Raw genomic sequence first — 23,755 nt, forward strand, 5'->3', positions numbered from 1 at the left:
CAGCATCGGCGGGCGGGGGCGGGCCGCCAGCAGCACCCGGGCGATGCACGACGCGCTGCCGGCACCGCTGCGGGACGCGGTGGACGAGTTCGCGGAGTACCTCGCCTCGGTCCGTAACCGCTCGGCACACACGGTGCGGGCGTACGTCGCCGATCTGGTGTCGCTGTTGGATCACGCTCGGCGGATGGGCTGCAAAGAGGTGGCCGAGCTGAGCCTCGACACGGTACGCAGCTGGTTGGCTCGGCAACGCACGACAGGTGCCGCCCGCACCTCGCTGGCCCGTCGGGCGGCCACGGCTCGGACCTTCAGCGCGTGGGCCCACCGGACGGGGTTGCTGCCCACCGACGTCGCCGCCACGCTGGCCAGCCCTCGGCCGCGCCGGACGCTGCCCACGGTGCTTCGTCCCGAGCAGGCGGCCCTGCTCGTCGAGAAACCCGCCCGCCATCCGGCCACGCCCTCACCCAGCGGACCGACATCCGACGGGCCGACACCTGGTGGGCCCGCACCGGGCACTGATTCGGCGACCGCCGAAGGATCACCCGTGACCGGTGCGTCCGACAGCACCGGGGAGGCGGTACGACTGCGCGACCGGATGCTGCTCGAACTGCTCTACGGCACCGGGGTACGGGTCAGCGAGGTGTGCGGGATCGACACGACCGACGTCGACCAGGATCGGCGGGTGGTCCGGGTACGGGGCAAGGGTGGGCGCGAGCGGACGGTGCCGTACGGGCTGCCCGCGCAACGGGCCCTCAATGACTGGCTGCGGCACGGGCGGCCGGTGCTGGCGGTCCCCGATTCCCGTGATGCGCTGCTGCTCGGCGCCCGCGGTGGCCGGCTGCATCCGACCACGGCCCGCCGGATCGTCGGGGGCTACGCCGAGGCGGCCGGGTTACCCCGGACCAGCCCGCACGCGCTGCGCCACTCGGCCGCCACTCACCTGCTCGAAGGCGGGGCGGACCTCCGGGCGGTGCAGGAGCTGTTGGGGCACTCCTCGCTGGCCAGTACCCAGATCTACACCCATGTCTCGGTGGAACGACTCCGGGCCGCCTACCGTCAGGCCCACCCCCGCGCCTGACGACCTGCCCCGGAGAGATGCGGCTGAGGAACTGGCACGGAGCTCTCACCGGTGACGGGGGGCAAGCTGCGCCGGCTACGCCAGGCCCGGCGGTTACGATCATCGAGTGAGCGTCCCGCCGCCGCCCGAGCCGATCGTGGGCGCCCGCCTGCTCTTCTCCCTCGACCCGGCGGTCAGTCATCTCAACCACGGCTCGTTCGGAGCGGTGCCGATCGTGGCGCAACGGGCCCAGCACCGGCTGCGCGACGAGATGGAAGCCGACCCGCTGCGGTTCTTCACGCAGGGCCTGGTCGACCGGGTCGCACACACCCGCCGGCATCTGGCGGGTTTCCTCGGCGCCGACCCCGACGGCACCGCTCTGACCACGAACGCCACCACCGGGGTCGCGGTGGTGCTCCAGTCGCTGGGGCTGCGCGCCGGTGACGAGGTGCTCACCACCGACCACGGCTACGGCGCGGTCGACCTCTCGATCCGCCGGGAGTGCCGACGCACCGGGGCGACGCACCGGGCCCTACGGGTGCCGCTGACCGCCACCGACGAAGAGGTGGTGCAGATCGTGCGGGACGGGCTGCGTCCGGGCCGTACCCGCCTGCTGGTGGTGGACCAGCTCACCTCGGCCACGGCCCGGCTGTTCCCGGTCGCTGCGATCGTCGGCGTGGCCGGGGAGCACGGCGTACCGGTGCTTGTCGACGCCGCACACGCGCCAGGGATGCTGCCGGCGTCGGTACGCAGCATCGGAGCCGACTTCTGGGTCGGCAACCTGCACAAGTGGGGGTACGCCCCGCGTGGCACCGCCGTGCTGGTGGTGGCGCCGCAGTGGCGGGACCGGATCGAGCCGCTTGTGGTCTCCTGGGAGCAGGAGTCGGGGTTCCCGGCTCGCCTGGAGTGGCAGGGCACATGGGACTACACGGCCTGGTTGAGCGCCCCGGCTGGTCTCTACACGCTGCGCAGTCTCGGCGTCGACCGGGTACGCGCGCACAACGCCGGACTGGCCGCGTACGGGCAGCGGGTGGTGGGGGACGCGCTCGGCGTGCCACCGGCCGACCTGCCCGACCCCGGCGGACCGACGGTCGCCATGCGACTCGTCCCGTTGCCGGCGGGGCTCGCCACGACCCTCGACGGTGCCCGCGCGTTGCAGACCCGCATCGCCGAGCGGCTCGCCACCCAGGTCGCGATCATGGCTTGGGACGGCCGCGGGTGGTTGCGGCTGTGCGGTCAGGTCTACAACGCGCCCGAGGAGTACCAGCGCCTCGCCGTGGGGCTGCCCGGCCTGCTCGCCCAGCGTTGAGCTGACGCACCCGACCGGTGGTGCGCTCGTCGAGCGGCAGGAGTCGGACCCGGCCGAGGCCGAGCAGGGCGAGCGGGTCGAGATAGTCGTCTCCCCGACGCAGACCCCAGTGCAGGCACGCGGTGCCGGGACAGCCGGGGTGCCCGGGCAGCAGGGTGCCCAGGGCCGCTCCGGCCGACACCGCCGTGCCTGTCGTGACTGCCGGTTGGACCGGTTCGTAGGTGGTCCGTAGGCCGTCGGCGTGCCCGACGGTGACCACCGGCCGGTTGGCCACCATGCCGGCGAAGAGGATGGTGCCGGCACCGGCTGCCCGGATCGTGGCAGCGGCAGGGGCGAGCAGGTCGACCCCCCGGTGGCCGGGTAGCCACGGCCGGGGCGGCGGGTCGAACCTGCGTACCGGCTGCGGTTTTCCGTCGACCGGCCAGCGGAACAAACCGGCGTCGCCGGTCTGCTCCGCGCTGGCGACCGGCACCCGCGACGGCACGACGCCGCCGATGTCGGTCGTGCCACCCGCCTGCGGCGCGGCGGGCGGGAACGACAGGCCGCTCGGCATGGCCGGAGACGGCGACCGTCCGCTCGCCCCACCCGCCGGCGCGGATGGGGCCAGCAGCAGGAGCGCGGTGAGCCCGGCGAGTATCGACATTTGTCGCATGTGGTCGAGCCTGGCCGGTTCCGCCGGCCACCACCGCCCCGGACGGCGTACCTGTGGACGGCTGAACGTCCTGTGGACAGTCCACATCGAGCGGGATGATCTGCTATGGGCGGTCGCCGTGCACCTCAGCGCGTGGCCGACGACCGGTACGGCCGGTGCACTGTGGACGAAGCGGTACGGACGATCGCGGCGGGTGGGGGTCCGCCGTCGCTGCCCGAGGGAGGTGGACGGCTCAGCCGCCGAAACCGGAGTCGGCCGGCAGGGAGATGTCCGGCTTCTCCAACTCCTCGACGTTCACGTCCTTGAAGGTCATTACCCGGACATTCTTCACAAACCGGGCGGGGCGGTACATGTCCCAGACCCAGGCGTCGTGCATCTCGACCTCGAAGTAGACCTCGCCGTCGGAGTTGCGCACGTGCAGGTCGACCTGGTTGGCCAGGTAGAACCGGCGCTCGGTCTCCACCACGTAGGAGAACTGGCGGACGATGTCGCGGTACTCCCGGTAGAGCTGGAGCTCCATCTCGGTCTCGTACTTTTCGAGATCTTCCGCGCTCATCGCACTCCGCCTTCCATGACCACATCTTCCCCCACCGGCGCCGAAGGCCGCGGCTGCTCGCCCAACGCCACGCCGACGGTACCCCCTGCGGCGTCCGAGCGCTCCATCGGCTCTTCCCGGCTTGCGCCGAGCGGTCGCCGGGAGCGGGGTGGCCGGCCGTCGAGCCCGGAGACAGCTGCCACGTTCACGTACGAGAAACGGTGCTCCCGGCACGGCCCGTGCTCGCGCAGGGCGGCGGTGTGCTCGGCGGTGATGTACCCCTTGTGCTCGGCGAACCCGTAGCCGGGATACTCGACGTCCAGATCCACCATGATCCGGTCCCGGGTGACCTTGGCCAGCACGCTCGCCGCCGCCACGCAGGCGGCCACCCGGTCACCCTTCCACACCGCGAGCCCGGGAACGCCCAGGCCGTCGACACCGAACCCGTCGGTCAACACGTACTCCGGCCGAACCGTCAGCAGGGCCAGCGCCCGCCGCATCGCGGCCAGATTGCACACGTGCAGCCCCCGGGCGTCGACCTCGTCGGCCGGGATGACCACCACGGCGTACGCCAGCGCCCGCTCGACGACCTCGTCGTGGATCCGTTCCCGGCTGGCCGGGGTCAGCAACTTGGAGTCGGCCAGCCCGTCGATCTCACCCCGCCGGCCCTCCGGCAGCACCACGGCGGCGGCGACCAACGGGCCCGCGCAGGCACCGCGACCAGCTTCGTCAGCACCGGCGACGTGCCGGAATCCGCGCCGTTGCAGGGCCCGCTCCAGGGCGTAGAGGCCGGCCTCCCGGCGTATCACGGTGCGTGGTGGAGTCAGCATGCCCGTCCCTCGATGACTGCCGTCGTACCGGTCAACGCGCGGGCCAGCACCGCTGCGAGGTCAACCGGGAAGCAACGCTCCCCGGTGTCGCGCAACTCGGCTGCCGACCACCACCGGTGAGCGTCGACACTGCCCCGCTCCACCTCGCTGAAACCCGCCGTGTCGACCTCGTGTGCCGCCACCCGCACCAGGAAGAACTGCTGCTCCTGCCGGTACCACACGCCGTCGAACGAGAACTCCGTGACGTCGGCGTGCACCGGCTGGCCGACCTCGGCAACGGTCAGCCGCAACCCGGTCTCCTCGGCCAACTCGCGGACGGCACCCTCGGCGTACGTCTCCCCCGGGTCCAGGCCCCCGCCGGGGGTGAACCACCACCGTCCGCGTTCCGGGCGGGCGGGGTCGAAACCGCGGAACAGCAGCAACCGGCCGGTCGCGTCGACCAGAAGGACGCGAGCGGCACACCTCGGGGTGTAGACGGTCACCGCACCAGACTGCCAGACGCCTGCGACGTCGCCCACGCCCCGGCGCAACCGGCGCTGCCCGTCGACGGCGGAGCAGCGGGCCGGCCCTGGTCAGGACTTCGGAATCGCGTCGAACTCGTCCGGCACGGTCAGAATGGTGGCCCGGTCGAACGGCCAGAAGATCGTGAAGGCCCGCCCCACCACGTCGTCCTCGGGAATGGTGGCCGACTGGATGTTCTGCCCGGACTGCTGGTAGTGCTCCAGCGAGTCTCCGGAGGCGGACCGGTGGTCACCCATCACCCAGAGCCGCCCCTCGGGCACCTGCACGTCGAACTCCTGGTCCGCCGGCTTGTCCCGCTGGCCGTCCACCGAGAAGATGTACGGCTCGTCCAACGGCGTCCCGTTGATCAGCAGGCGGTCCTGGTCGTCGCAGCAGACCACCCGGTCGCCGCCGACGCCGATGACCCGCTTGATGAAGTCCTCCCCCGCCGGGTTGCCACTCCACTCCAGCGGCGCCTTGAAGACGATCACCTCGCCGCGATGCGGCGAGCGGGTGTGGTAGACGAGCTTGTTGACGAGCACCCGATCGTCGATCTTGAGAGTGTTCTCCATGGACGGCGACGGAATGAAGAAGGTCTGCAGTACGAAGGCACGTACCAGGACCGCCACCAGGATCGCCACCCCGAGGAGGATGGGCAGTTCCTTCCAGAAGGAGTGGCGCGGCTTGTCGGTCTGCTCGTCAATCACGGGAGGAGCCTACGTTGCCCGACCGAGCGCCAACGTCCGGAACGCGCGAGAACGGATAGTGTGGCCGCAATCGGGAGGAGTAGCACGACCCCCCCGTCGGAGGTGGGGCGTACCGGAGCCGCACCGCCGGTCGCGGTGGGCGGCGGGGCGACGCTGCCGAAGGTCTCGGGGACCGGCAGCGAGTGCCACCTGTCGGACGGCCAGACCACCGCGAACGCCCGGCCCACCACGTTGTCGATCGGCACCGTGCCCTGGCAGCGTGCGTCCTGCGAGACCTGCCGGTGGTCGCCGAGGACGAACATCTGGCCGGGCGGGACGACGATCTCCTCGAACCGCCGGGAACGGCACTCCTGCGGGTTCGGCGGCAGCTCCAGCGGCGAGTCCCGCAGCACGTACGCCGACTCGTCCAACGGGGTGCCGTTGACCAGCACCCGCCCCTGGTCGTCACAGCAGCTCACCCGGTCCCCGGGGAGTGCGATGACGCGCTTGATGAAGTCCTTCTCGCCCGGACGACCGACGCCGATCAGGTCACCGACGGTGCGGCCCAGCTTGTCGGCGAAGCCGGTGGGCGGTTGGGCGTCCACCTGCGGCACCCACTGGTCGGTGCCCCGGAAGACCACCACCTCGCCCCGCTGCGGGTTCCGGACGTTGTAGACGACCTTGTTGACCACCACCCGGTCACCGACGAGCAGGGTGTCCTCCATCGACCCGGAGGGGATGAAGAACGCCTGGAGGAGGAACGTACGGATCAGCACCGCCAGGCAGAAGGCGACGATGAGCAGCAGCGGCAGCTCCTGCCAGAGCGGCATCTGCCGTTTACCGCGCCGGGTGCGCCGGCGCCAGGGATCGGCCGCACCGCTGTCGTCAAGCGCCTGTACCACGCCCACTCCCCGGTCCGCAGAAACGACTACCGCCCGGGAGCCTCGTCGAGGCTCCCCGGGCGGTAGTGGAGGTCACCCGCCACACGAGGCGGGTACCGCCGAGCTGCGCCCGTACGACCAGGGTAGTGCGGACTGGCCAGTACGGCATACGCGCAGCTCGGGCGGCGTGGCGCAGCGCGACGTCAGCTCGGCTGCTTCTCGCGCAGCTCCTTGATCTTGGCCTTCTTGCCGCGCAGCTCACGCAGGTAGTAGAGCTTGGCCCGACGGACGTCACCCCGAACCACGACCTCGATCCGGTCGATCGCCGGGCTGTTGATCGGGTAGGTCCGCTCGACGCCGACGCCGAAGCTGAGCTTGCGGACGGTGAAGGTCTCGCGCAGTCCGGCACCCTGGCGGCGGATGACCACGCCCTGGAAGATCTGGACCCGGGACCGGGCTCCCTCGACCACCCGGGCGTGCACCTTCACGGTGTCACCGGCACGGAAGTCGGGCAGGTCGGTGCGCTTCGACTGGGCGTCAAGGGCGTCCAGGATGTTCATCGCTGCGTCCTCGTGAGGCTCACGGCGCACCGTCAATCGGCACGCGGATGGGTGATACTGATCCCCGGGTGGTGGCCGGCGCTGACCGACCCCGGTCGGGGATCCTCGCAGCCGCCCACGGGCGCAGACGACTGCGGCAACCCCTCTACTTTGCCACATCCGGTCCGGGCACCTGAAATCCGGCCCGGTCCAACGCCGCCACGTCCCGTTTGTCCAGGCTCTGCGGGTCCAGCCCGGCGAGCATGTCCGGCCGACGGTGACCGGTCCGGACCAGCGCCTCGTCGCGGCGCCAGCGGGCGATCCGGCCGTGGTCGCCGGAGCGGAGCACCTCCGGCACCGGCAGCCCGCGCCAGGTCGCCGGCTTGGTGTACATCGGCGCTTCCAGCAACCCGTGCGCGTGGGACTCCTCGGCCAGCGAACCGGCGTTGCCGAGGACCCCCGGCAGCAGCCGGGTCACCGCCTCCAGCATCACCAGCACCGCCACCTCACCGCCGAAGAGCACGTAGTCACCGAGGCTGACCTCGGTGACCGGCATCCGCGTCGCGGCGTGGTCGAGGACCCGCTGGTCGATGCCCTCGTACCGGCCGCAGGCGAACAGCAGGTGCGGCTCGGCCGCCAGCTCGTGGGCCATCGCCTGGGTGAAGGGCACGCCGGCCGGCGACGGCACCAGCAGCCGGGGCGGGGTCAGCTCCGCCGGTGCCAGGGCGTCCAACGCCTCGCCCCACGGCTCGGGCCGCATCACCATGCCGGGTCCGCCGCCGTACGGTGTGTCGTCGACGGTCCGATGCACGTCGTGGGTCCAGCCGCGCAGATCGTGTACGGCCAGCCGCAGCGTCCCGTTGGCGCGGGCCCTGCCGATCAGTGACAGGTCGAGCGGGGCGAAGTACTCCGGGAAGATCGACACGATGTCGACGCGCATCAGGGGTGCTCCGCCGGTCAGAGATCGAGCAGGCCGCTGGGCGGGTCCACCACGACGCGACCACCGGCGAGATCGACCTCGGGGACGATCTCCTTGACGAACGGGATCAGTGCCGTGCGCCCCTCGGGACGCCGCAGCACCAGCAGATCGGATGCGGGAGCGTGATCGATCCGGGCCACCTCACCCAACCGCTCGCCGGTCGGGGTGACCACTGCCAACCCGACCAACTGGTGGTCGTTGAACTCCTCCGGATCCTCCGGCGGGTCGACGTCGGCGCTGTCAACGGCGAGCAGGGTGCCGCGCAGCGCCTCGGCGACGTCGCGGTCCAGCACCCCGCCGAAGACCACGAGCAACCGCCCCTGGTGCCAACGCGCCGACTCGACCGTCAGCTCGTCAGGCACCCGGAACGGCACACCGGGACCGTCCGGTGCGGGCTGGGCGGCGGGTGTCTTGGCGGCATTCGCCCCCGGCATGGTGCCCAACACCATGCCGGGGGCGAACCGCGTCTCGGGCTCGTCGGTCCGCACCTCCACGGTGACCTCACCGCGGATGCCGTGCGGCTTCCCGATCCTGCCGACGATGAGCTGCATCAGTACGAGTCGACGATGTCGACGCGTACGCCGCGCCCACCGATGGAGCCGATCACCTGGCGCAGCGCCTTGGCGGTCCGGCCGGACCGCCCGATCACGGTGCCCAGGTCCTCGGGATGCACCCGGACCTCCAGTCGCTTGCCCCGACGGGAGTCCACCATCCGGACGCGCACGTCGTCAGGATGGTCGACGATGCCCTTGACCAGGTGCTCCAACGCCGGCCGCAACGCCATGTCAGGCCTGCTCGCCGGAGTCCGCGGCGGGCTGCTCCTCGGTCTTCGGAGCCTCAGCGGCCTTCGGAGCCTCCTCGGCCTTCGGAGCCTCAGCGGCCTTGGCGGCCTTCTTCGCCGGCTTGGCCGGGGTGTCGGCCACGCCTGCGGCGGCCTTCGCCTCCGCCTCGTAGGCCGCCTTGCGGTCGGCCCGCTCGGGAGCGACCTTCAGCGGCGGCGGGGCCGGCAGGCCCTTGAACTTCTGCCAGTCACCGGTCAGCTCCAGCAGCCGCTGCACGGCCTCGCTGGGCTGGGCACCGACGGAGAGCCAGTACTGGACCCGCTCCGACTTGACCTCGATCACCGAAGGGTCTTCCTTCGGCTGGTAGATGCCGACGAACTCGATCGCCCGGCCGTCGCGCTTGGTGCGCGAGTCGGCGATGACGATGCGGTACTGCGGGTTGCGGATCTTGCCCATCCGCAGGAGCCGGATCTTTACGGCCACGGTTGTTTCGCTCCTGTTGCGATCTCACCGACCCGTACGGGCGGTGTGCATGGGTGAGCGCCAACCGGCACAGTGGGGTTGGGCCGGAGACCGCTCGGGTGGACTGGCGACGCGCCCGGGTTAGAGGGCGCCGGACACGCGCCGGATACCAGCAAGCCATTCTGCCAGATCCCGTCCGGAGCACTGACACCGCACCGGCCAGGGTCACCCGAGGCGGGCCGGACGTGACGAGGAACACACCCGGCGGGCTCAGCGGACCGGAGGGCGGTCCCAGCCTTCGGGCAGGCCATCGGGGGCCGTCCAGTGCGCAGGCGGGGTGAAGTCACACCAGGTGCCGTCGAAGGGGAAGACCCCGGCCTCGGCCAGCGCGATCACCCGTTTACCCTCGGCCCGCACCGCCGCCTCGTCGGTCACCCAGTAGTGCTCCGGGAAGGCGAGCCGCTCGACGAACTCGTCCTCGTCCTTCCACTCCCAGCTGCGGTCCGGACGGACCCACACGTCGAGATCCTGGTCGACGATGTCGACGCCGGCCAGCTCGCCGTCGTCCCACCGGACGCCCGGTTCCTCCAGGTTGACGTACCAGCCGGCGAAGCGGCCCCGCGCGTCCCGGAACAACCACACGGAGTGGGCCGCCCCGGTGGGCAGGAACTTCAACAACGGCGGCCCGTTCCAGTGGCCCTGCGCCAACCGGTAGGTGGGGGTCAGCCACTCCCGGAAGGGCACCGCCCGCATGCCCAGCCCGGCCTCGTTGACCTCGCCGGCCACCGGCGTGCCCTCAGTCACCCAGAGCAGCAGCCCTCGCTCGTCGTCGCTGACCACCCGGGCCGGCCGCACCCAGCCGATCCGCCCCCGCCGCACATTGCGGTGCACGACCAACCGCCCCGCCTCGAACCCCACGCCCCCGACCCTACCGCCCCACCCCTCCACCCCCAAACACCACAGACCCACCCCGACTTCCCGCCGATCTTGCACTTCTGGTCGGCGAAACGCCCGCTTTCACAGCATTCGCCCGGGCAGAAAGTGCAAGATCGACGAGGTGTGGGGTGGGTGGGGTGGGGGTTCGGGTTAGTAGGCGCGGGCGAGGATGGCGAGGAGGTCGGGTTCGTCCTCGGTGTCGGGGACGGAGTTGTCGGCGCGCAGCAGGCAGCGGACGGTGACGCCCTGGGCGTTGGCCTTCGCCTCGCCGTCGGTGCCGACGACGGACCACGGGACGCGGGCCCAGCCGGTGGTTGCCGCCTCCAACGCCTCGTCGAGCGTCGCCACGTCGACCGTGCGCGACTCGCGGAAGGCCAGCGCCTGGTCGTGCAGCGCCCGCTGGTCGGCGTCCAGGGCGGCGAGCACCGCACCGACCACGTCCGCCACCGGCGTGGGCGCCTTCGAGCCGTCCGTACGGCGGACCACCACCGCGTTGCCGGCGGCCAGGTCGCGGGGACCGACCTCGACGCGTACCGGATAGCCGCGCAGCTCGGCGTCGACGGCCCGGCGGCCGAACGGGGTGTCGGTGCGGTCGTCGAGCGTGACCCGGACGCCGGCGTCACGCAGCGCGTCGCGCAGCTTGGCCGCCGCCTCGGTGACGCCGTCACCGTTCTTGACCACCATGACGTACGCCTGGGTCGGCGCCAGCCTCGGCGGCACCCGCAACCCGTTGTCGTCGCCGTGACACATGATCAGGCCGCCCAGCATCCGGGTCGAGGTGCCCCAGGAGGTCGTCCAGGCGTGCTCCCGGCCGCCTTCGGCCGAGGAGTAGCTGATGTCGAACGCCTTGGCGAAGTTCTGGCCCAGCTCGTGGCTGGTGCCGAGCTGGAGCGCCTTGCCGTCGCCCATCATGCCTTCGCAGGTGTAGGTGGCGGTCGCCCCGGCGAAACGTTCGCGAGCGGTCTTGAGCCCGACCACCACCGGGATGCCGAGCACGCTCACCATCAGGTCCTCGTACGCCTCGTGCAGGATCTTGCGGGCGTAGGCGCGAGCGTCCTCGCGGGTGGCGTGCGCGGTGTGCCCCTCCTGCCAGAGGAACTCACTGGTCCGCAGGAAGATCCGAGGGCGCAGCTCCCAGCGGACCACGTTGGCCCACTGGTTGAGCAGCAGCGGCAGGTCCCGGTACGAGTCGATCCACTTGGCCATGAACTCGCCGATGACCGTCTCGCTGGTCGGCCGCACCACGACCGGTTCGGCCAGTTGCTTGCCACCACCGTGGGTGACCACTGCCAGCTCCGGCGAGAAGCCCTCGACGTGCTCGGCCTCGCGCTTGAGGTAGCTCTCCGGGATGAACAGCGGGAAGTACGCGTTCTCCGCCCCGGCGGCCTTGATCCGGTCGTCCATCTCGGCCTGCATGCGCTCCCAGATGGCATAGCCGGCCGGTCGGATCACCATGGTCCCCCGTACCGGCCCGTTGTCGGCCAGCTTCGCCTTAGCGATCAGGTCCTGGTACCACCGAGGAAAGTCCTCAGCCCGGGGAGTAAGCACACGCGCCATGACCGCACATCCTATGCGCCCGCCCATCCCCGCACCTTCTCCCCCGCCCTCTCCGGGTTGATCATGAAGTTGTTGCCGCTCCGTACGGCGTGTCGCGACTACAACTTCATGGTCAACGGGGTGGTCGGGGGCCTGAGAGGGGGTGGCCGCGGAGGATTAGGTGGGTGGGGGTGCGGAGGGTGGTGAGGTCCTGGCGGGGGTCGTGGGGGTAGATGGAGAGGTCGGCGAGGCCGCCCTCGACCAGGCCGGGGAGGCCCAGCCAGGCGCGGGCGGACCAGGAGGCGGCGGCTAGGACGTCCACTGTGGACATACCGGCCTGTTCGTGCAGCAGGAGCATCTCCTCGACGGCGAGGCCGTGGTCGATGCCACCGCCGGCGTCGGTGCCGACGTAGATCGGCACGCCGGCCTCGTACGCGGCCCGCACCACCTGCGGGAAGCGGTCGCGCAGGGCGAGCATGTGCTCGGCGTACCCGGGGAACTTCGCTCTCGCCTGGTCGGCGATGTGGCCGAAGGTACGAATGTTGATCATCGTGGGGATCAGCGCGGTGCCCTGCCGGGCCATCAGGTCGATCAGATCCAGGCTGAGGCCGGTGCCGTGCTCGACCGAGTCCACCCCGGCCCGCACCATGATCTCCACCGCCGACTCGCTGAAGGTGTGCACGGCGGCGCGTACCCCGGCGGCGTGCGCGGCGGCGACGGCGGCGGTCATCGTGTCGGCGTCCCAGGCCGGCGCCAGGTCGCCGACGCCCCTGTCGATCCAGTCCCCGACCAGCTTCACCCAGCCGTTGCCGGCAGCCGCCTGCTCCGCCACCGTCGCGGCCACCTCGGCGGCACCGACCTCCACGCCGATGTCGCGCAGGTACCGCTTGGGCGGTGCCACGTGCCGGCCGGCCCGGACCAGCCGGGGCAGGTCGGGTTCGTCGTCCAGTTCCGGGTACGGGAAGGGCGAGCCCGCGTCCCGAAGGGCCAGCACACCCGCGTCCCGGTCGATGCGGGCCAGGGCGCGTGCCTGGTCCAGCGAGGTGATCGGTGCGCCGCCCCGGGCGATCCCGATGTGGCAGTGCGCGTCCACCAGGCCGGGCAGGATGAAGCCGCCGTCGGCGATCGTCTCCGCGCCGGGCACCGGGTCGAAGGTGACCCGGTCGCCGACCAACCACAGATCCCGGACCTCGTCGTCCGGCAGCATCACACCGCGCACATGCAGAGCCATGCGCACAGTCCTACCCGATCACTGCCCGTCGCGCTCCAGAAGCCCGGCCCGCCGCACGGTCAGCGCGGGCAGGTCCACCGAAACCTTCCAGGGCCGCTCACTGCTTGCCGTCCTTGCCGAACTTGTTGAAGTCGATCTTCGGCAGCTTGAAGCCGGGTGGCAGGCCCTGACCGGCGGCCAGGTCGTCCGGGTTCATCCCCGGCGGCAACTGCGGCATCCCGCCCGGGAAGCCGCCCGGCAGCCCACCCTGCACGCCCCGAGTACCGGCGCCGCTGCGCGGCCGGTTACCGCCCTTGGTGCCCTTGCGCTTGTTCTTCGGCGACTTGGTCGCCTTGCGCCGGCCGGCGCCGGGCAGGCCCATCATGCCGCCCATCTGCTTCATCATCTTCTGCGCGTCGGTGAAGCGGTTGAGCAGCTGGTTCACGTCCATCACGGTCACGCCGGAGCCGTTGGCGATCCGAGCCCGCCGGGAACCGTTGATGATCTTCGGATTGGTACGCTCGGCCGGGGTCATCGACCTGATGATCGCGGTGATCCGGTCGAAGTGCTTGTCGTCCAGCTCGGCGAGCTGGTCCTTCACCTGCCCCATGCCCGGCATCATGGCCAGCACGTTGGCGATCGGCCCCATCCGGCGTACCGCGATGAGCTGGTCGAGGAAGTCCTCCAGGGTGAACTGCTCGCCGCCCATCAGCTTGGCGGTCATCTTCTCCTTCTGATCGGTGTCGAAGGCCGCCTCGGCCTGCTCGATCAGAGTGAGAACGTCGCCCATGCCGAGGATCCGGCTGGCCATCCGGTCGGGGTGGAAGACGTCGAAGTCCTCCAGTTTCTCGCCGGTGGAGGCGAACAGGATCGGCTGCCCGGTCACCTCACGGACCGACAGCGCGGCACCACCACGGGCGTCGCCGTCGAGCTTGGAGAGGACCACGCCGGTGATGCCGACGCCGTCGCGGAACGCCTCGGCCGTCCGCACCGCGTCCTGGCCGACCATCGCGTCGATGACGAAGATGACCTCGTCGGGGTCGACCGCGTCGCGGATGTCGGCGGCCTGCTGCATCATCTCCGCGTCGATACCGAGCCGGCCGGCGGTGTCGACGATGACGACGTCCCGGGCGGCCCGTCGGGCGTGCTCGATGGAGGACTTCGCCACCTGCACCGGGTTGCCGACGCCGTTGCCGGGCTCCGGGGCGTACACCTCGACACCGGCGCGGCCACCGAGCACCTGGAGCTGCCCGACGGCGTTGGGACGTTGCAGGTCGGCGGCGACCAGCAGCGGCTGGTGGCCCTGGGCCTTGAGCCAGCGGGCCAGCTTGCCGGCGAGCGTGGTCTTACCGGAGCCCTGGAGGCCGGCGAGCATGATCACGGTCGGCGGCTGCTTGGCGAACTGGAGCCGCCGCCCCTCGCCGCCCAGCACGGCGATCAGTTCCTCGTTGACGATCTTGATGATCTGCTGGGCCGGGTTGAGCGCCTGGGAGACCTCCGCGCTGCGCGCCCGCTCCTTGACGTTCGCGATGAAGCCCTTGACCACTGGCAGCGCGACGTCCGCCTCCAGCAGCGCGAGGCGGATCTCGCGCGCGGTGGCGTCGATGTCGGCGTCGGTGAGACGTCCCTTGCCGCGGAGCTTGGTGAAGATCCCGGAGAGGCGGTCACTCAAGGTGTCAAACACGCGAACATCCCGTTTGTCAGTGTTCCGGCGAGCACGAACGAGGCCGGGAGAGCTGTCCGACCACCGCTAGGGTAGCCCGCCACCCACACCCCCGCTCCCGGCCGGCCACCCCCATCGCCACCCACCGGAGGCCCCAGCATCTGTGGCAGGTGCGGTAGCCGACACGCCGATCGGTAGACACCTCTACTGCCACAGATGCTGGGATGGGTTAGACGGCGGCGAGGACGGCTGCCTCCAGGCGGGCCCGTTCGTGCTCCGGGGGCCAGCCGCCGACCAGGTAGAAGGCGTCGACCACGTCGCCGCCGAGGGTGGCGATCCGGGCCGCCCGGACCTGGGCGCCGGCCGCGTCCAGCGCACTCGTCACCCGGTAGAGCAGGCCGGCGGCGTCGGCGGCACGCAGTTCCAGCAGCACCGCGTCGGTGGCGGCGTCGCGGTGCCAGACCACCCGTGGTCGGGCCCCGGCCCCCCGTGCGGCCAGGGCCCGACCGCGTAGCCGCTGAGTCACCGACACGTCGCCACGCACCGCGCGGCGCAGATCCGCGCTCAACGCCACCGGGTCCGGGGCCAGGCCGTAGCGCGGCTGCACCCGGCACTGCACCAGGGCCCGCCCGTCCACAGTCGAGGCGTCGGCGGCGAGCACCTCAAGCCGGTGCAGGGCCAGGCAGCCGGCCACCGTCGCGAGCAGGCCGCGCCGGTCCGCCGCGGCCACCGCCACCCGATCCCCGGTCAGGTGTACGACCGGCAGTGGCCCGGCCACCAGCGCCGGATCCGGTGCCGGCGGGGCGGGTACGTCGCCCGTGTCGAGGGTGGTGCGGACCCGGGCGACCAGCTCGGCGACCAATCGGCCCTTCCAGTCCGACCAGGCGGCCGGGCCGGTCGCTGCGGCGTCGGCGCGTACCAGGGCGTACAGCAGGTCGAGGGTGGTCACGTCGCCTACCGACTCGGCCACCCGGGCGATGGTGACCGGGTCGGAAAGGTCCCGCCGGGTGGCCACCTCGGGCAGCACCAGGTGCAGTCGGACCAGCGTGCCGATCAGCGCCGCCTCGGCCGGCGGCAGCCCGATCCGGGTGGCGATCCCCTGGGCTATCGGTGCGCCCACCACGCTGTGGTCACCGGGGAGCCCCTTGCCGACGTCGTGCAGGAGCGCGCCGAGCAGCAGCAGGTCGGGACGGTCCACGTCGCGGGTGTGCCGGCTGGCCTCGGCGGCCGTCTGCACCAGGTGCCGGTCCAGGGTGAACCGGTGCACCGGGTTGTGCTGGGGCAGGCTGCGCAGCCGGGTCCACTCCGGCAACCATCTGTCGATAAGCCCGTACCTGTCGCAGGTCTCCCAGGCCGGGATCATGCCGGCACCGGCACCGAGCAGCGTGGTCAGGGCGGCGCGGGCCTCGGCCGGCCACGGCGTCGCCAGCGGCGGGCAGTACGCGGCCAGCCATTCGCAGGTGGCCCGGGCGATCGGCAGCCCGGTGGTCGCCGCCGCCGCGGCCACCCGCAGCGAGAGGCTGGCGTCGGGGCGGGCACCGATGGCGGTACGGGCCAGCACCAGCTCACCGTCGTGCTCGACCACGTCCCGGGCGACCGGGCGGCGCAGTGGGCGCCCGTCGGCGCCCCGACGGCGACCTGACCGCAGCCGGTCGGCGGCGCGGAAGGCGTCGTCCAGGGCGTGGCTGACGGTCCGGGCGTCGCCAGCGACCCGACGCAGCAGGGTGTCGCCGTCACCTTCCTCGGGACGCTGGTCCGGTGCCGAGCCGGCAGGCTGCGGCGGCACCGCGCCCGGCGGGACGCCCTCGGCGACCCCGGACGGTGTCCGGCGCAGGCCGAGCAGGGCGGCCACCCCGTCGCGTTCCTGGGCGAGCAGCCTGTCGATCCGCCGGCCGACCTGCTGGTGCAGCGCGTCTCGGGTGTCCAGCAGCCGCAGGTGCGCGGCGTGCACGGCGGGTCGTAGCGCGTCGGTGATCCCGGCGGTGGCGATGGCCCGCAGGATGCCCACGTCGCGCAGGCCCCCGGCCGCCTCCTTGAGGTCACCCTCCAGCAGGTGAGCCAGTTCACCGTGGGCCTGCCAGCGGGCGGCACTGCTTTCCCGCAGGGGCGCGAGCTGGCGGACAGCGGTCCGCCGCCAGTGGTCGGCCGCGCTGCTGACGAGCGTGTCGGCGAGATCCGGGTCACCGGCGACGAGCCGGGCGTCGAGCAGCCCGAGGGCCACCTTGACGTCGTCCTGGGCGACCGACAGCGCCTCGGCGACGGTGCGGACCGAATGGTCCAGCCGCAGCCCGGCGTCCCAGATCGGATACCACAGGGCGGCGGCCAGTTCGTCGATGCCGGGCACTCCGGCGTGTACCAGCACCAGGTCGAGGTCGCCGTAGGGGGCGCACTGCCACCGACCCAACCCGCCGACCGCCAGCAGCGCGACGCCCGGCCGGGCCGGCAGCAGCCGGGCCAGCCAGGCGTCGTACGCGTCGGCCCGGGCCCGGCGCGCCGCCGCGCCGACCCCGGCCGGTACGCCGACGACCTCGTTGACCAGGAGATCAGCGCTACCCGGGGGTTCCGAGGCTGTCCTACTGGTCAACGAGGTCATCGATGCTCCGTCCTACAGTGCGTCCAGGCCGCGCTCGCCGGTACGAACCCGGACGACCTCCTCGACGGCGGTCACCCAGACCTTGCCGTCACCGATCTTGCCCGTCCGGGCGGCCGACACGACGGCGTCGACAATCTTGTCGACGTCGATCTCGTCGGTGAGCACCTCCACCCGGATCTTGGGCAGGAACTCGACGGTGTACTCGGCGCCCCGGTAGACCTCGGTGTGGCCCTTCTGCCGGCCGTAGCCCTGGACCTCACTCACCGTCAACCCGGCCACGCCCAGCGTGTGCAGGGCCTCCTTGACGGCGTCCAACTGGTGCGGCTTGATGACCGCGGTCACCAGCTTCATGTCCAACCCCTCCATTCGCAGAACGTTAGCCGGCGACCTTTTCGCTTACCGGTTCGGTGGGCTCGGTCTTCGGCGCGGCCGAGGTACCGATGCCCGCGGCGGCGAACGCGCCACCGCCGCCACCCGTGGAGCTGAACTCGTACGCGCTCTCCGCGTGCTCGGCGTTGTCGATCCCCTCGACCTCGGCGTCGGCGCTGGCGCGGAAGCCGATGGTCTTGTCGATCACGAAGCCGATGAGGTAGGCGACCACGAACGAGTACGCCAGCACGGCCACCGACCCGAGGGCCTGCTTGCCCAGCAGCGTCACGCCGCCGCCGTAGAGCAGACCGTCGTTGCCCTCACCGGCCAGCACCTCCATCGCCAGGAAGCCGATGAGCAGCGAGCCGATGATGCCGCCGACCATGTGCACGGCGACCACGTCGAGCGAGTCGTCGTACTTGAGGCGGTACTTGAGGCCGACGGCCAGCGCGCAGACGACACCGGCGATGACGCCGAGCGCGATGGCGCCGAGCGGCTCCAGGAAGGCACAGGCCGGGGTGATGGCGACCAGGCCGGCGATGGCGCCGGACGCCGCACCGAGGGTGGTGGGCTTGCCGTCCCGCAGCTTCTCCACAAGCAGCCAGCCGAGCACCGCGGCGGCGGTGGCGACCTGGGTGTTGATGAAGGCGACAGCGGCGGTGCCGTTGGCGGCCAGCGCCGACCCGGCGTTGAAGCCGAACCAGCCGAACCACAGCAGGCCCGCTCCGAGCAGCACCATCGGCAGGTTGTGCGGCTTGAAGCTGTCCTTCGGCCAGCCGACCCGGCGGCCGAGCACCAGTGCCAGGGCGAGGGCCGCGGCACCGGCGTTGATGTGCACCGCGGTGCCACCGGCGAAGTCGAGCACGCCCAGCTCGAAGATCCAGCCACCGCCCCACACCCAGTGCGCGACCGGGAAGTAGACCAGGGTGGCCCACAGGCCGGCGAAGAGCAGCCACGGGCCGAACCTGGCCCGGTCGGCGATCGCGCCGCTGATCAGCGCGACCGTGATGACGGCGAACATCAGCTGGAAACCGGCGAAGAGCAGGTCGGGGATGCCTCCCTCGGTCCCGCTCTCCAGCATGCCGCGCAGACCGGCGGCGGAAAGATCACCGGTGATCCCGCCAAGGTCCTCACCGAACGCGATGCTGTAGCCGTAGAACACCCACAACAGGCTGACCAGGCCGATCGCCCCGAAGCTCATCATCATCATGTTGAGCACGGACTTGGAACGCGTCATGCCGCCGTAGAAAAGCGCCAGGCCCGGCGTCATGAGCAACACCAGGGCGGCTGAAGTCAAAATCCAGGCGGTGGCACCAGAATCTAGCTCCGGCACGCTGCCTCCTCTCGGGTTGTTTTCCCTCCCTCCCGGCATCGCGCAGCATCGCCCGTACGCCGGTTGCGCGGAAGCCTGGTGGTCCGCTGTTTCACACAGGGGCCCCGGCTGGTTTCCGAACCGTGACGGGTTGTTTCGGACGTGTGAAGAAAGCCGCACACCTCAGCGCTTCGACGGGGGTGGATCGGCCATTTGGTGCCGGTCTATCCCCCAACGGCCCAGAGACCGTCGGCAGACCCCGACAATCTCTCAGCGCAGGGCGTTCTCGAGGGCGTGCCGCTCGTAGTCGAGCAACCGCAGATCCCGCATCGGTCGGCGCAGGTGGCCCTTGTGCACGATCCGGACAAAGGCCGGCTCCCCCGCCGCGGCCATCCGGCGGATGCCCTCGACGTGGTCCACGATCCGCTTGCGGATGGTCCGGATCAACCGGTGCCGGTCGCGCGGAATGAGCCCGTACGCGTCGGCGAAGAGCCGCAGCCGGCGGGGGCGGTCGGGATGCTTCCAGCCGAGCGTGATGGAGTCCCGGTCGGAGAAGATCGGCACCCAGGTCCAGGCGGCGTACGCCACGTCGTAGATCCGGGCACCGGGCGAGGCGAGGTCGAAGTCGATGAGCCCGAGGGTGCCGTCCGGTCGCCAGATCACGTTGTGCGGTGCCGCGTCGTGATGACAGATGACCTCGGTGTCCGGTGGCGGTGGGCCGAACGAGCGCCACACCGCCTGCGGTGGCGGCACGAAGCCGTACTGGGCGTCGTGGAACATCCGCAGCATGGTGGCGACGGTCACCAGGGCCTCGTCGGTGACCCAGTGCGGCGCCAACGGGTACTCCCCGCACTCCCCCTCCAGGTACGACAGCACCTCACGGTTGCGCTCGTCCATGCCGAGGGCGCGGGGCGCACCGGTGAACCCGACGTACTCCAGGTGACGCAGCAGGGCGTGCACCGACGGGGTCCACGGTCCGGCGTTGCGCCGCACCGTGTCACCGACCCGCACCACGGTGCTCACGTTCCCGCCGTGCAGCGGGATCTCCTGCGAAGTCACGTACGGTCTCCCGAGGCGCTGCGACGGGTGGCTCGGGTCGCGCCAGCCCGCGTACGCGCGGTCGTCTCTGGTCACCCGAGGTTACGCGGTCTGACCGGTGGTCTCGGTACCCAGCAACGCGTCGACGAACTGCGCCGGGTCGAACGGTGCCAGGTCGTCCGGACCCTCGCCGAGGCCGACCAGCTTCACCGGGATGCCGAGCTTGCGTTGCACGGCGATGACGATGCCGCCCTTCGCCGTGCCATCGAGCTTGGTGAGCACCACGCCGGTGACGTTCACCACCTCGGTGAAGACGCGCGCCTGCTCCAGCCCGTTCTGGCCGGTGGTGGCGTCGAGCACCAGCAGGGTCTCGTCGATCGGGCCGTGCTTCTCCACCACCCGCTTGACCTTGCCCAGCTCGTCCATCAGGCCGATCTTGTTCTGAAGTCGGCCGGCGGTGTCGACGAGAACCGTGTCCACGCCGGTCTCGATGCCCCGCTTGACCGCGTCGAAGGCGACGCTTGCCGGGTCAGCGCCCTCCGGGCCGCGGACGGTCTCGGCACCGACCCGCCCGGCCCAGGTCTGCAACTGGTCGGCGGCTGCCGCCCGGAAGGTGTCGGCGGCACCGAGCAGCACGCTGCGGCCGTCGGCGATGAGCACCCGGGCGATCTTGCCGCAGGTGGTGGTCTTGCCCGCACCGTTGACCCCGACCACCAGCAGCACCGCCGGCACTCCCTCCTTCGGCGCGGTGTGCAGCGACCGGTCCAGTCCCGGGTCGAGCGCGTTCACCAGCTCGGCCGCGAGCAGGGCGCGCAGTTCGGCGACCGATCGGGTACCCAGCACCCGGGTACGCTCGCGCAGCCGGTCGACGATGTCCCGGGTGGCGTCGACGCCCACGTCGGCCGTGATCAGGCTGTCCTCGATCTCCTCCCAGACGTCCTCGTCGAGCCGGTCGCGGCTGAGTAGGCCGAGCAGGCCCTTGCCGAAGACGTTCTGCGACCGCGACAGCCGGGAGCGCAGCCGCACCAGCCGGCCGGCGGTGGGCTCGGGCACCTCGACTGTCGGCGCCGGCGCCTCGACGACCGGCGGCTCGACCAGGACACCTGTGGACAGATCGGCCTCAGGTGCCTGCACCGGCGGGCCGGCGAGATCCTCCTCCGCCCGGGTGTCGACCTCCGTACGCGGCAGCGGCGGCTGTGGCCGTCGGCGCAGCCGCGGCACGACCAGCCCGATGCCGCCGAGGATCAGCACACCGAGCAGGGCGAGAGCGATGAGGAGGTATTCCGTCATGCCGGAATCCTGTCAGATGCCGGCGACCGCGTCTCAGCCACCGCTCCCGCCGGGCTCGGCCGTTCCCGACGTCGGTCCGCTCCCGGCAACGGTCCAGGAAGCGTCGGTAGTCTCGGCCACAGTTGGCAGTGGTGCGCCGCCGGCCGGGTAGTAAAGGATGAAGTTCTTTCGTCTGGAGGTCCGTTATGCCCGCCGAGCTGCTCATCGGCCCCTTGTTGCGCCGGGTCGTCGGCACTCGGGCCACCGTGTGGGTCGAGACCACGGCGCCGGCGGTGGTCACCGTCCGCGCGGGCGACGGCGCCACCGGAACCGCACCCACCTTCAGCGCGTACGACCACCATTACGCGCTGGTGGTGGTCGAGGGGCTGACCCCGGACAGCACCACGGCGTACGAGGTGCTTGTCGACGACGAGGTGGTCTGGCCGCTGCCGGAGAGTCGCTTCCCACCAAGTGTCATCCGCACCAGGGCCGACGACGACCGGGACCAGCCGGTCCGCCTGCTCTTCGGCTCCTGTCGGGAGACCACCCAGCACGCGACCACCCGGAAGCTGCCGCCGGACGCGCTCGACGCGTACGCCCGGCGGGTGATGGCCGACCCCGACCCGGCGGCCCTGCCCGACCTGGTGGTGCTGCTCGGTGACCAGGTCTACGCCGACGAGACCTCGCCCACGGTGAAGCGGCTGCTGCGCCGTCGGCGGAGGCGTCCGGCGGGCGCCCCGAGCGACCAGGTGGTCAGCTTCGACGAGTACACGAAGCTCTATCTGGAGTCGTGGAGTGACCCGGAGATCCGCTGGCTCCTCGCCACCGTGCCGAGCGTGATGATCTTCGACGACCACGAGATCATCGACGACTGGAACACCTCCGCCTCCTGGCGGGCCGAGATGCGCGAACAGCCGTGGTGGGCCGAGCGGATCGCCAGCGGGCTGGCCTCCTACTGGGTCTACCAGCACCTGGGCAACCTCTCCCCGGACGAGATCGCGGCCGATCCGGTCTTCGCCAAGGTGAGCGCGGCGGAGGACGCCACCGGGGTGTTGCGGGAGTTCGGAGCGCGGGTGGACACCGAGGCCGACCTGGCCCACGACACCGAGCGCTGGCGGGCGGTGCAGTACCAGTGGAGCTACTCGCTCGACCTGGGGCGCACCCGGCTGGTGATGCTGGACAACAGGTGCAGCCGGGTGCTGCTCCCGGGCCGGCGGGCGATACTGCCGCCGGGAGAGTGGTCGTGGTTCGTCGACCGCGCCCACGGCGGCTACGACCACCTGGTGGTCGGCTCCTCGCTGCCCTGGCTGCTGCCGCCCGGCATCCACCACGTCGAGACGTGGAACGAGAAGCTGGCCGACTCACCCCGTCCGTGGGTGGCCGGGCTGGGCGAACGGCTGCGCCGCGCGCTGGACCTGGAGCACTGGGCCGCGTTCCGCCGCTCGTTCGACGCGCTGGCCGAGCTGTTCGCCCGCATCGGTGCCGGTGCGCCCGGTACGCCCGACGACCGGAAGGGTGCCGGGCCGGCGTATCCGCCACCGGCGTCGATAAGCGTGCTCTCCGGCGACGTGCACCACTCGTACGTGGCGCGGGTGCGGTTCGCCGACCCCGCTGTGCACACCCCGGTGCACCAGCTCACCTGCTCGCCGATCCACAACCAGGTGCCGGCCGGCATGCGCCCGTTGATGCGGCTCGGTTGGGCGCGCGGCCCGTCCGGGGCGGCCCGGGCCCTGGCCCGTACGGCCGGGGTCCGTCGGCCTCTGGTGAAGTGGCGCAAGCTGGCCGGTCCCTACTTCGGCAACGCGGTGGCGACGCTCACCCACGCCGGCCGTGGTGCCGAGGTGGTCATCGAGGGCACCACAGGTGACGGTCAGCTGCACGAGGTCGCCCGGCACCGGCTCACCGACGGCACCTCGACGCGTAGCAGCGGGAGCCGGGCGACGGTCCCGGCGGTGCCGCCGCGGTGATCCGCACCGCCGGGTGAAGATTCCTCGGCCCGGGCCGGACAAACCTGTCGCCGGCTGTCGGTGGTCGGGGCCAGAATCGCCGGATGACATGGACAGCACCACAGATCGACCGGACCCCCGAGCCCTACGTCGGTGACGAGCGCACCATGCTGGAGGGCTGGCTGGACTATCACCGGCAGACCCTGCTGCTCAAATGCGCGGGCCTCACCGCTGAGCAGCTACGCACCGCCAGCGTGGAGCCGTCCGGCCTCACCCTGCTCGGTCTGGTCCGGCACCTGGCGGAGGTGGAGGCCTGGTGGTTCCGGGAGAACTTCGCCGGCGAGCCTGTCGACTACCCGTACTACACGGAAGACGATCCGGACGCCGACCACGACGTCAGCACCGCCGACGCCGAGGCGGACTTCGCCACCTACCACCGACAGGTGGCGCTGGCCCGCGCCGCCGTCGTCGGTCGGTCGCTCGACGAGACGTTCACCGAGGTGGGACCGAAGCGACGGACGTTCAACCTGCGCTGGGTCTACATCCACATGATCGAGGAGTACGCCCGGCACAACGGGCACGCCGACCTGATCCGGGAACGCATCGACGGCGTCGTCGGCGAGTGACCGAAAGCGCGGCTGGTCGACACCGGTTACGGCACGTCGCGGTCAAC

Annotated in this window: 23 protein-coding genes and 1 pseudogene; 4 read left to right on the forward strand and 20 right to left on the reverse strand. The window is 71.5% G+C overall.

Annotation, left to right across the window (positions count from 1 at the left end):
• The first annotated feature begins 43 nt into the window (after positions 1-43).
• Positions 44-1,075: a tyrosine recombinase XerC gene (locus CLT74_RS15305; protein WP_099852061.1), complete on the forward strand. Its 1,032-nt coding sequence runs from the start codon at positions 44-46 to the stop codon at positions 1,073-1,075.
• A 106-nt stretch (positions 1,076-1,181) separates the two neighbouring features.
• Positions 1,182-2,363, forward strand: coding sequence for an aminotransferase class V-fold PLP-dependent enzyme (locus CLT74_RS15310; protein WP_099847152.1), 1,182 nt, complete (start codon positions 1,182-1,184; stop codon positions 2,361-2,363).
• On the opposite strand, the gene CLT74_RS15315 is transcribed toward CLT74_RS15310, so the two are convergent.
• The 20 genes and pseudogenes from CLT74_RS15315 to ftsY all read right to left on the reverse strand — a co-directional run bounded on the left by CLT74_RS15315 (position 2,251) and on the right by ftsY (position 21,157).
• Entirely contained in the window at positions 2,251-3,015 is a 765-nt protein-coding gene (locus tag CLT74_RS15315; protein ID WP_099847153.1) for a peptidoglycan DD-metalloendopeptidase family protein, read from the reverse strand. The two genes, CLT74_RS15310 and CLT74_RS15315, sit on opposite strands and share 113 nt — an antisense overlap.
• Before the next feature lie 232 nt (positions 3,016-3,247).
• On the reverse strand, positions 3,248-3,571 hold the full coding sequence (locus CLT74_RS15320) for a DUF2469 domain-containing protein (RefSeq protein WP_007075222.1): 324 nt from the start codon (positions 3,569-3,571) through the stop codon (positions 3,248-3,250).
• The gene (locus CLT74_RS15325; RefSeq protein ID WP_099847154.1) at positions 3,568-4,380 is read right to left on the reverse strand and encodes a ribonuclease HII; all 813 of its coding nucleotides are present in this window, start codon (positions 4,378-4,380) and stop codon (positions 3,568-3,570) included. The genes CLT74_RS15320 and CLT74_RS15325 overlap by 4 nt, the downstream gene beginning before the upstream one ends.
• On the reverse strand, positions 4,374-4,862 hold the full coding sequence (locus tag CLT74_RS15330) for an NUDIX domain-containing protein (protein ID WP_099852063.1): 489 nt from the start codon (positions 4,860-4,862) through the stop codon (positions 4,374-4,376). The genes CLT74_RS15325 and CLT74_RS15330 overlap by 7 nt, the downstream gene beginning before the upstream one ends.
• A 90-nt stretch (positions 4,863-4,952) precedes the next feature.
• Positions 4,953-5,588, reverse strand: coding sequence for a signal peptidase I (gene lepB / locus CLT74_RS15335; protein ID WP_099847155.1), 636 nt, complete (start codon positions 5,586-5,588; stop codon positions 4,953-4,955).
• Positions 5,589-5,597: 9 nt separating this feature from the next.
• Positions 5,598-6,469: pseudogene (lepB, locus tag CLT74_RS15340) on the reverse strand (signal peptidase I).
• A gap of 182 nt (positions 6,470-6,651) precedes the next feature.
• Entirely contained in the window at positions 6,652-7,008 is a 357-nt protein-coding gene (gene rplS, locus CLT74_RS15345) for a 50S ribosomal protein L19 (protein ID WP_093401691.1), read from the reverse strand.
• Positions 7,009-7,153: 145 nt separating this feature from the next.
• Positions 7,154-7,927, reverse strand: a complete 774-nt coding sequence (gene trmD, locus CLT74_RS15350) for a tRNA (guanosine(37)-N1)-methyltransferase TrmD (RefSeq protein WP_099847156.1) — start codon at positions 7,925-7,927, stop codon at positions 7,154-7,156.
• 17 nt (positions 7,928-7,944) lie between these two features.
• On the reverse strand, positions 7,945-8,517 hold the full coding sequence (gene rimM, locus CLT74_RS15355) for a ribosome maturation factor RimM (protein ID WP_099847157.1): 573 nt from the start codon (positions 8,515-8,517) through the stop codon (positions 7,945-7,947).
• Entirely contained in the window at positions 8,517-8,750 is a 234-nt protein-coding gene (locus CLT74_RS15360; protein ID WP_013732101.1) for an RNA-binding protein, read from the reverse strand. Before CLT74_RS15360 ends, rimM begins: the two co-directional genes overlap by 1 nt.
• A 1-nt stretch (position 8,751) precedes the next feature.
• Positions 8,752-9,231 carry a 30S ribosomal protein S16 gene (gene rpsP, locus CLT74_RS15365; RefSeq protein WP_099847158.1) on the reverse strand — a complete coding sequence of 160 codons (480 nt, stop codon included), beginning with the start codon at positions 9,229-9,231 and terminating at the stop codon, positions 8,752-8,754.
• Between the two features lie 249 nt (positions 9,232-9,480).
• Positions 9,481-10,128 (reverse strand): ribonuclease FAU-1 family protein, encoded by a 648-nt coding sequence (locus CLT74_RS15370; RefSeq protein WP_099847159.1) that lies wholly within the window; start codon positions 10,126-10,128, stop codon positions 9,481-9,483.
• Positions 10,129-10,296: 168 nt separating this feature from the next.
• Positions 10,297-11,703, reverse strand: coding sequence for a proline--tRNA ligase (proS, locus tag CLT74_RS15375; RefSeq protein ID WP_099847160.1), 1,407 nt, complete (start codon positions 11,701-11,703; stop codon positions 10,297-10,299).
• A 112-nt stretch (positions 11,704-11,815) separates the two neighbouring features.
• Positions 11,816-12,913: an amidohydrolase family protein gene (locus CLT74_RS15380; RefSeq protein WP_099847161.1), complete on the reverse strand. Its 1,098-nt coding sequence runs from the start codon at positions 12,911-12,913 to the stop codon at positions 11,816-11,818.
• A gap of 97 nt (positions 12,914-13,010) precedes the next feature.
• The gene (ffh, locus tag CLT74_RS15385) at positions 13,011-14,576 is read right to left on the reverse strand and encodes a signal recognition particle protein (RefSeq protein WP_099847162.1); all 1,566 of its coding nucleotides are present in this window, start codon (positions 14,574-14,576) and stop codon (positions 13,011-13,013) included.
• 208 nt (positions 14,577-14,784) lie between these two features.
• A complete protein-coding gene (locus CLT74_RS15390) occupies positions 14,785-17,148 on the reverse strand; it encodes a [protein-PII] uridylyltransferase (RefSeq protein ID WP_099847163.1) in 2,364 nt (787 codons plus the stop codon).
• Positions 17,149-17,160: 12 nt separating this feature from the next.
• Positions 17,161-17,499 (reverse strand): P-II family nitrogen regulator, encoded by a 339-nt coding sequence (locus tag CLT74_RS15395; protein ID WP_199172388.1) that lies wholly within the window; start codon positions 17,497-17,499, stop codon positions 17,161-17,163.
• Between the two features lie 25 nt (positions 17,500-17,524).
• Complete coding sequence (locus CLT74_RS15400) at positions 17,525-18,889, reverse strand: ammonium transporter (RefSeq protein ID WP_099847165.1); 1,365 nt, start codon at positions 18,887-18,889, stop codon at positions 17,525-17,527.
• A gap of 210 nt (positions 18,890-19,099) precedes the next feature.
• Positions 19,100-19,963: an aminoglycoside phosphotransferase family protein gene (locus tag CLT74_RS15405; RefSeq protein ID WP_199172193.1), complete on the reverse strand. Its 864-nt coding sequence runs from the start codon at positions 19,961-19,963 to the stop codon at positions 19,100-19,102.
• A gap of 6 nt (positions 19,964-19,969) precedes the next feature.
• Positions 19,970-21,157: a signal recognition particle-docking protein FtsY gene (gene ftsY / locus CLT74_RS15410; RefSeq protein WP_099847167.1), complete on the reverse strand. Its 1,188-nt coding sequence runs from the start codon at positions 21,155-21,157 to the stop codon at positions 19,970-19,972.
• A 185-nt stretch (positions 21,158-21,342) separates the two neighbouring features.
• Between ftsY and CLT74_RS15415 the strand changes: the two genes are divergently transcribed.
• Both CLT74_RS15415 and CLT74_RS15420 read left to right on the forward strand, forming a co-directional pair.
• Positions 21,343-23,103 (forward strand): alkaline phosphatase D family protein, encoded by a 1,761-nt coding sequence (locus CLT74_RS15415; RefSeq protein ID WP_099847168.1) that lies wholly within the window; start codon positions 21,343-21,345, stop codon positions 23,101-23,103.
• Between the two features lie 83 nt (positions 23,104-23,186).
• Positions 23,187-23,708: a DinB family protein gene (locus tag CLT74_RS15420; protein ID WP_099847169.1), complete on the forward strand. Its 522-nt coding sequence runs from the start codon at positions 23,187-23,189 to the stop codon at positions 23,706-23,708.
• Positions 23,709-23,755: the final 47 nt, after the last annotated feature.

It is taken from the genome of Verrucosispora sp. CNZ293 (assembly GCF_002754655.1).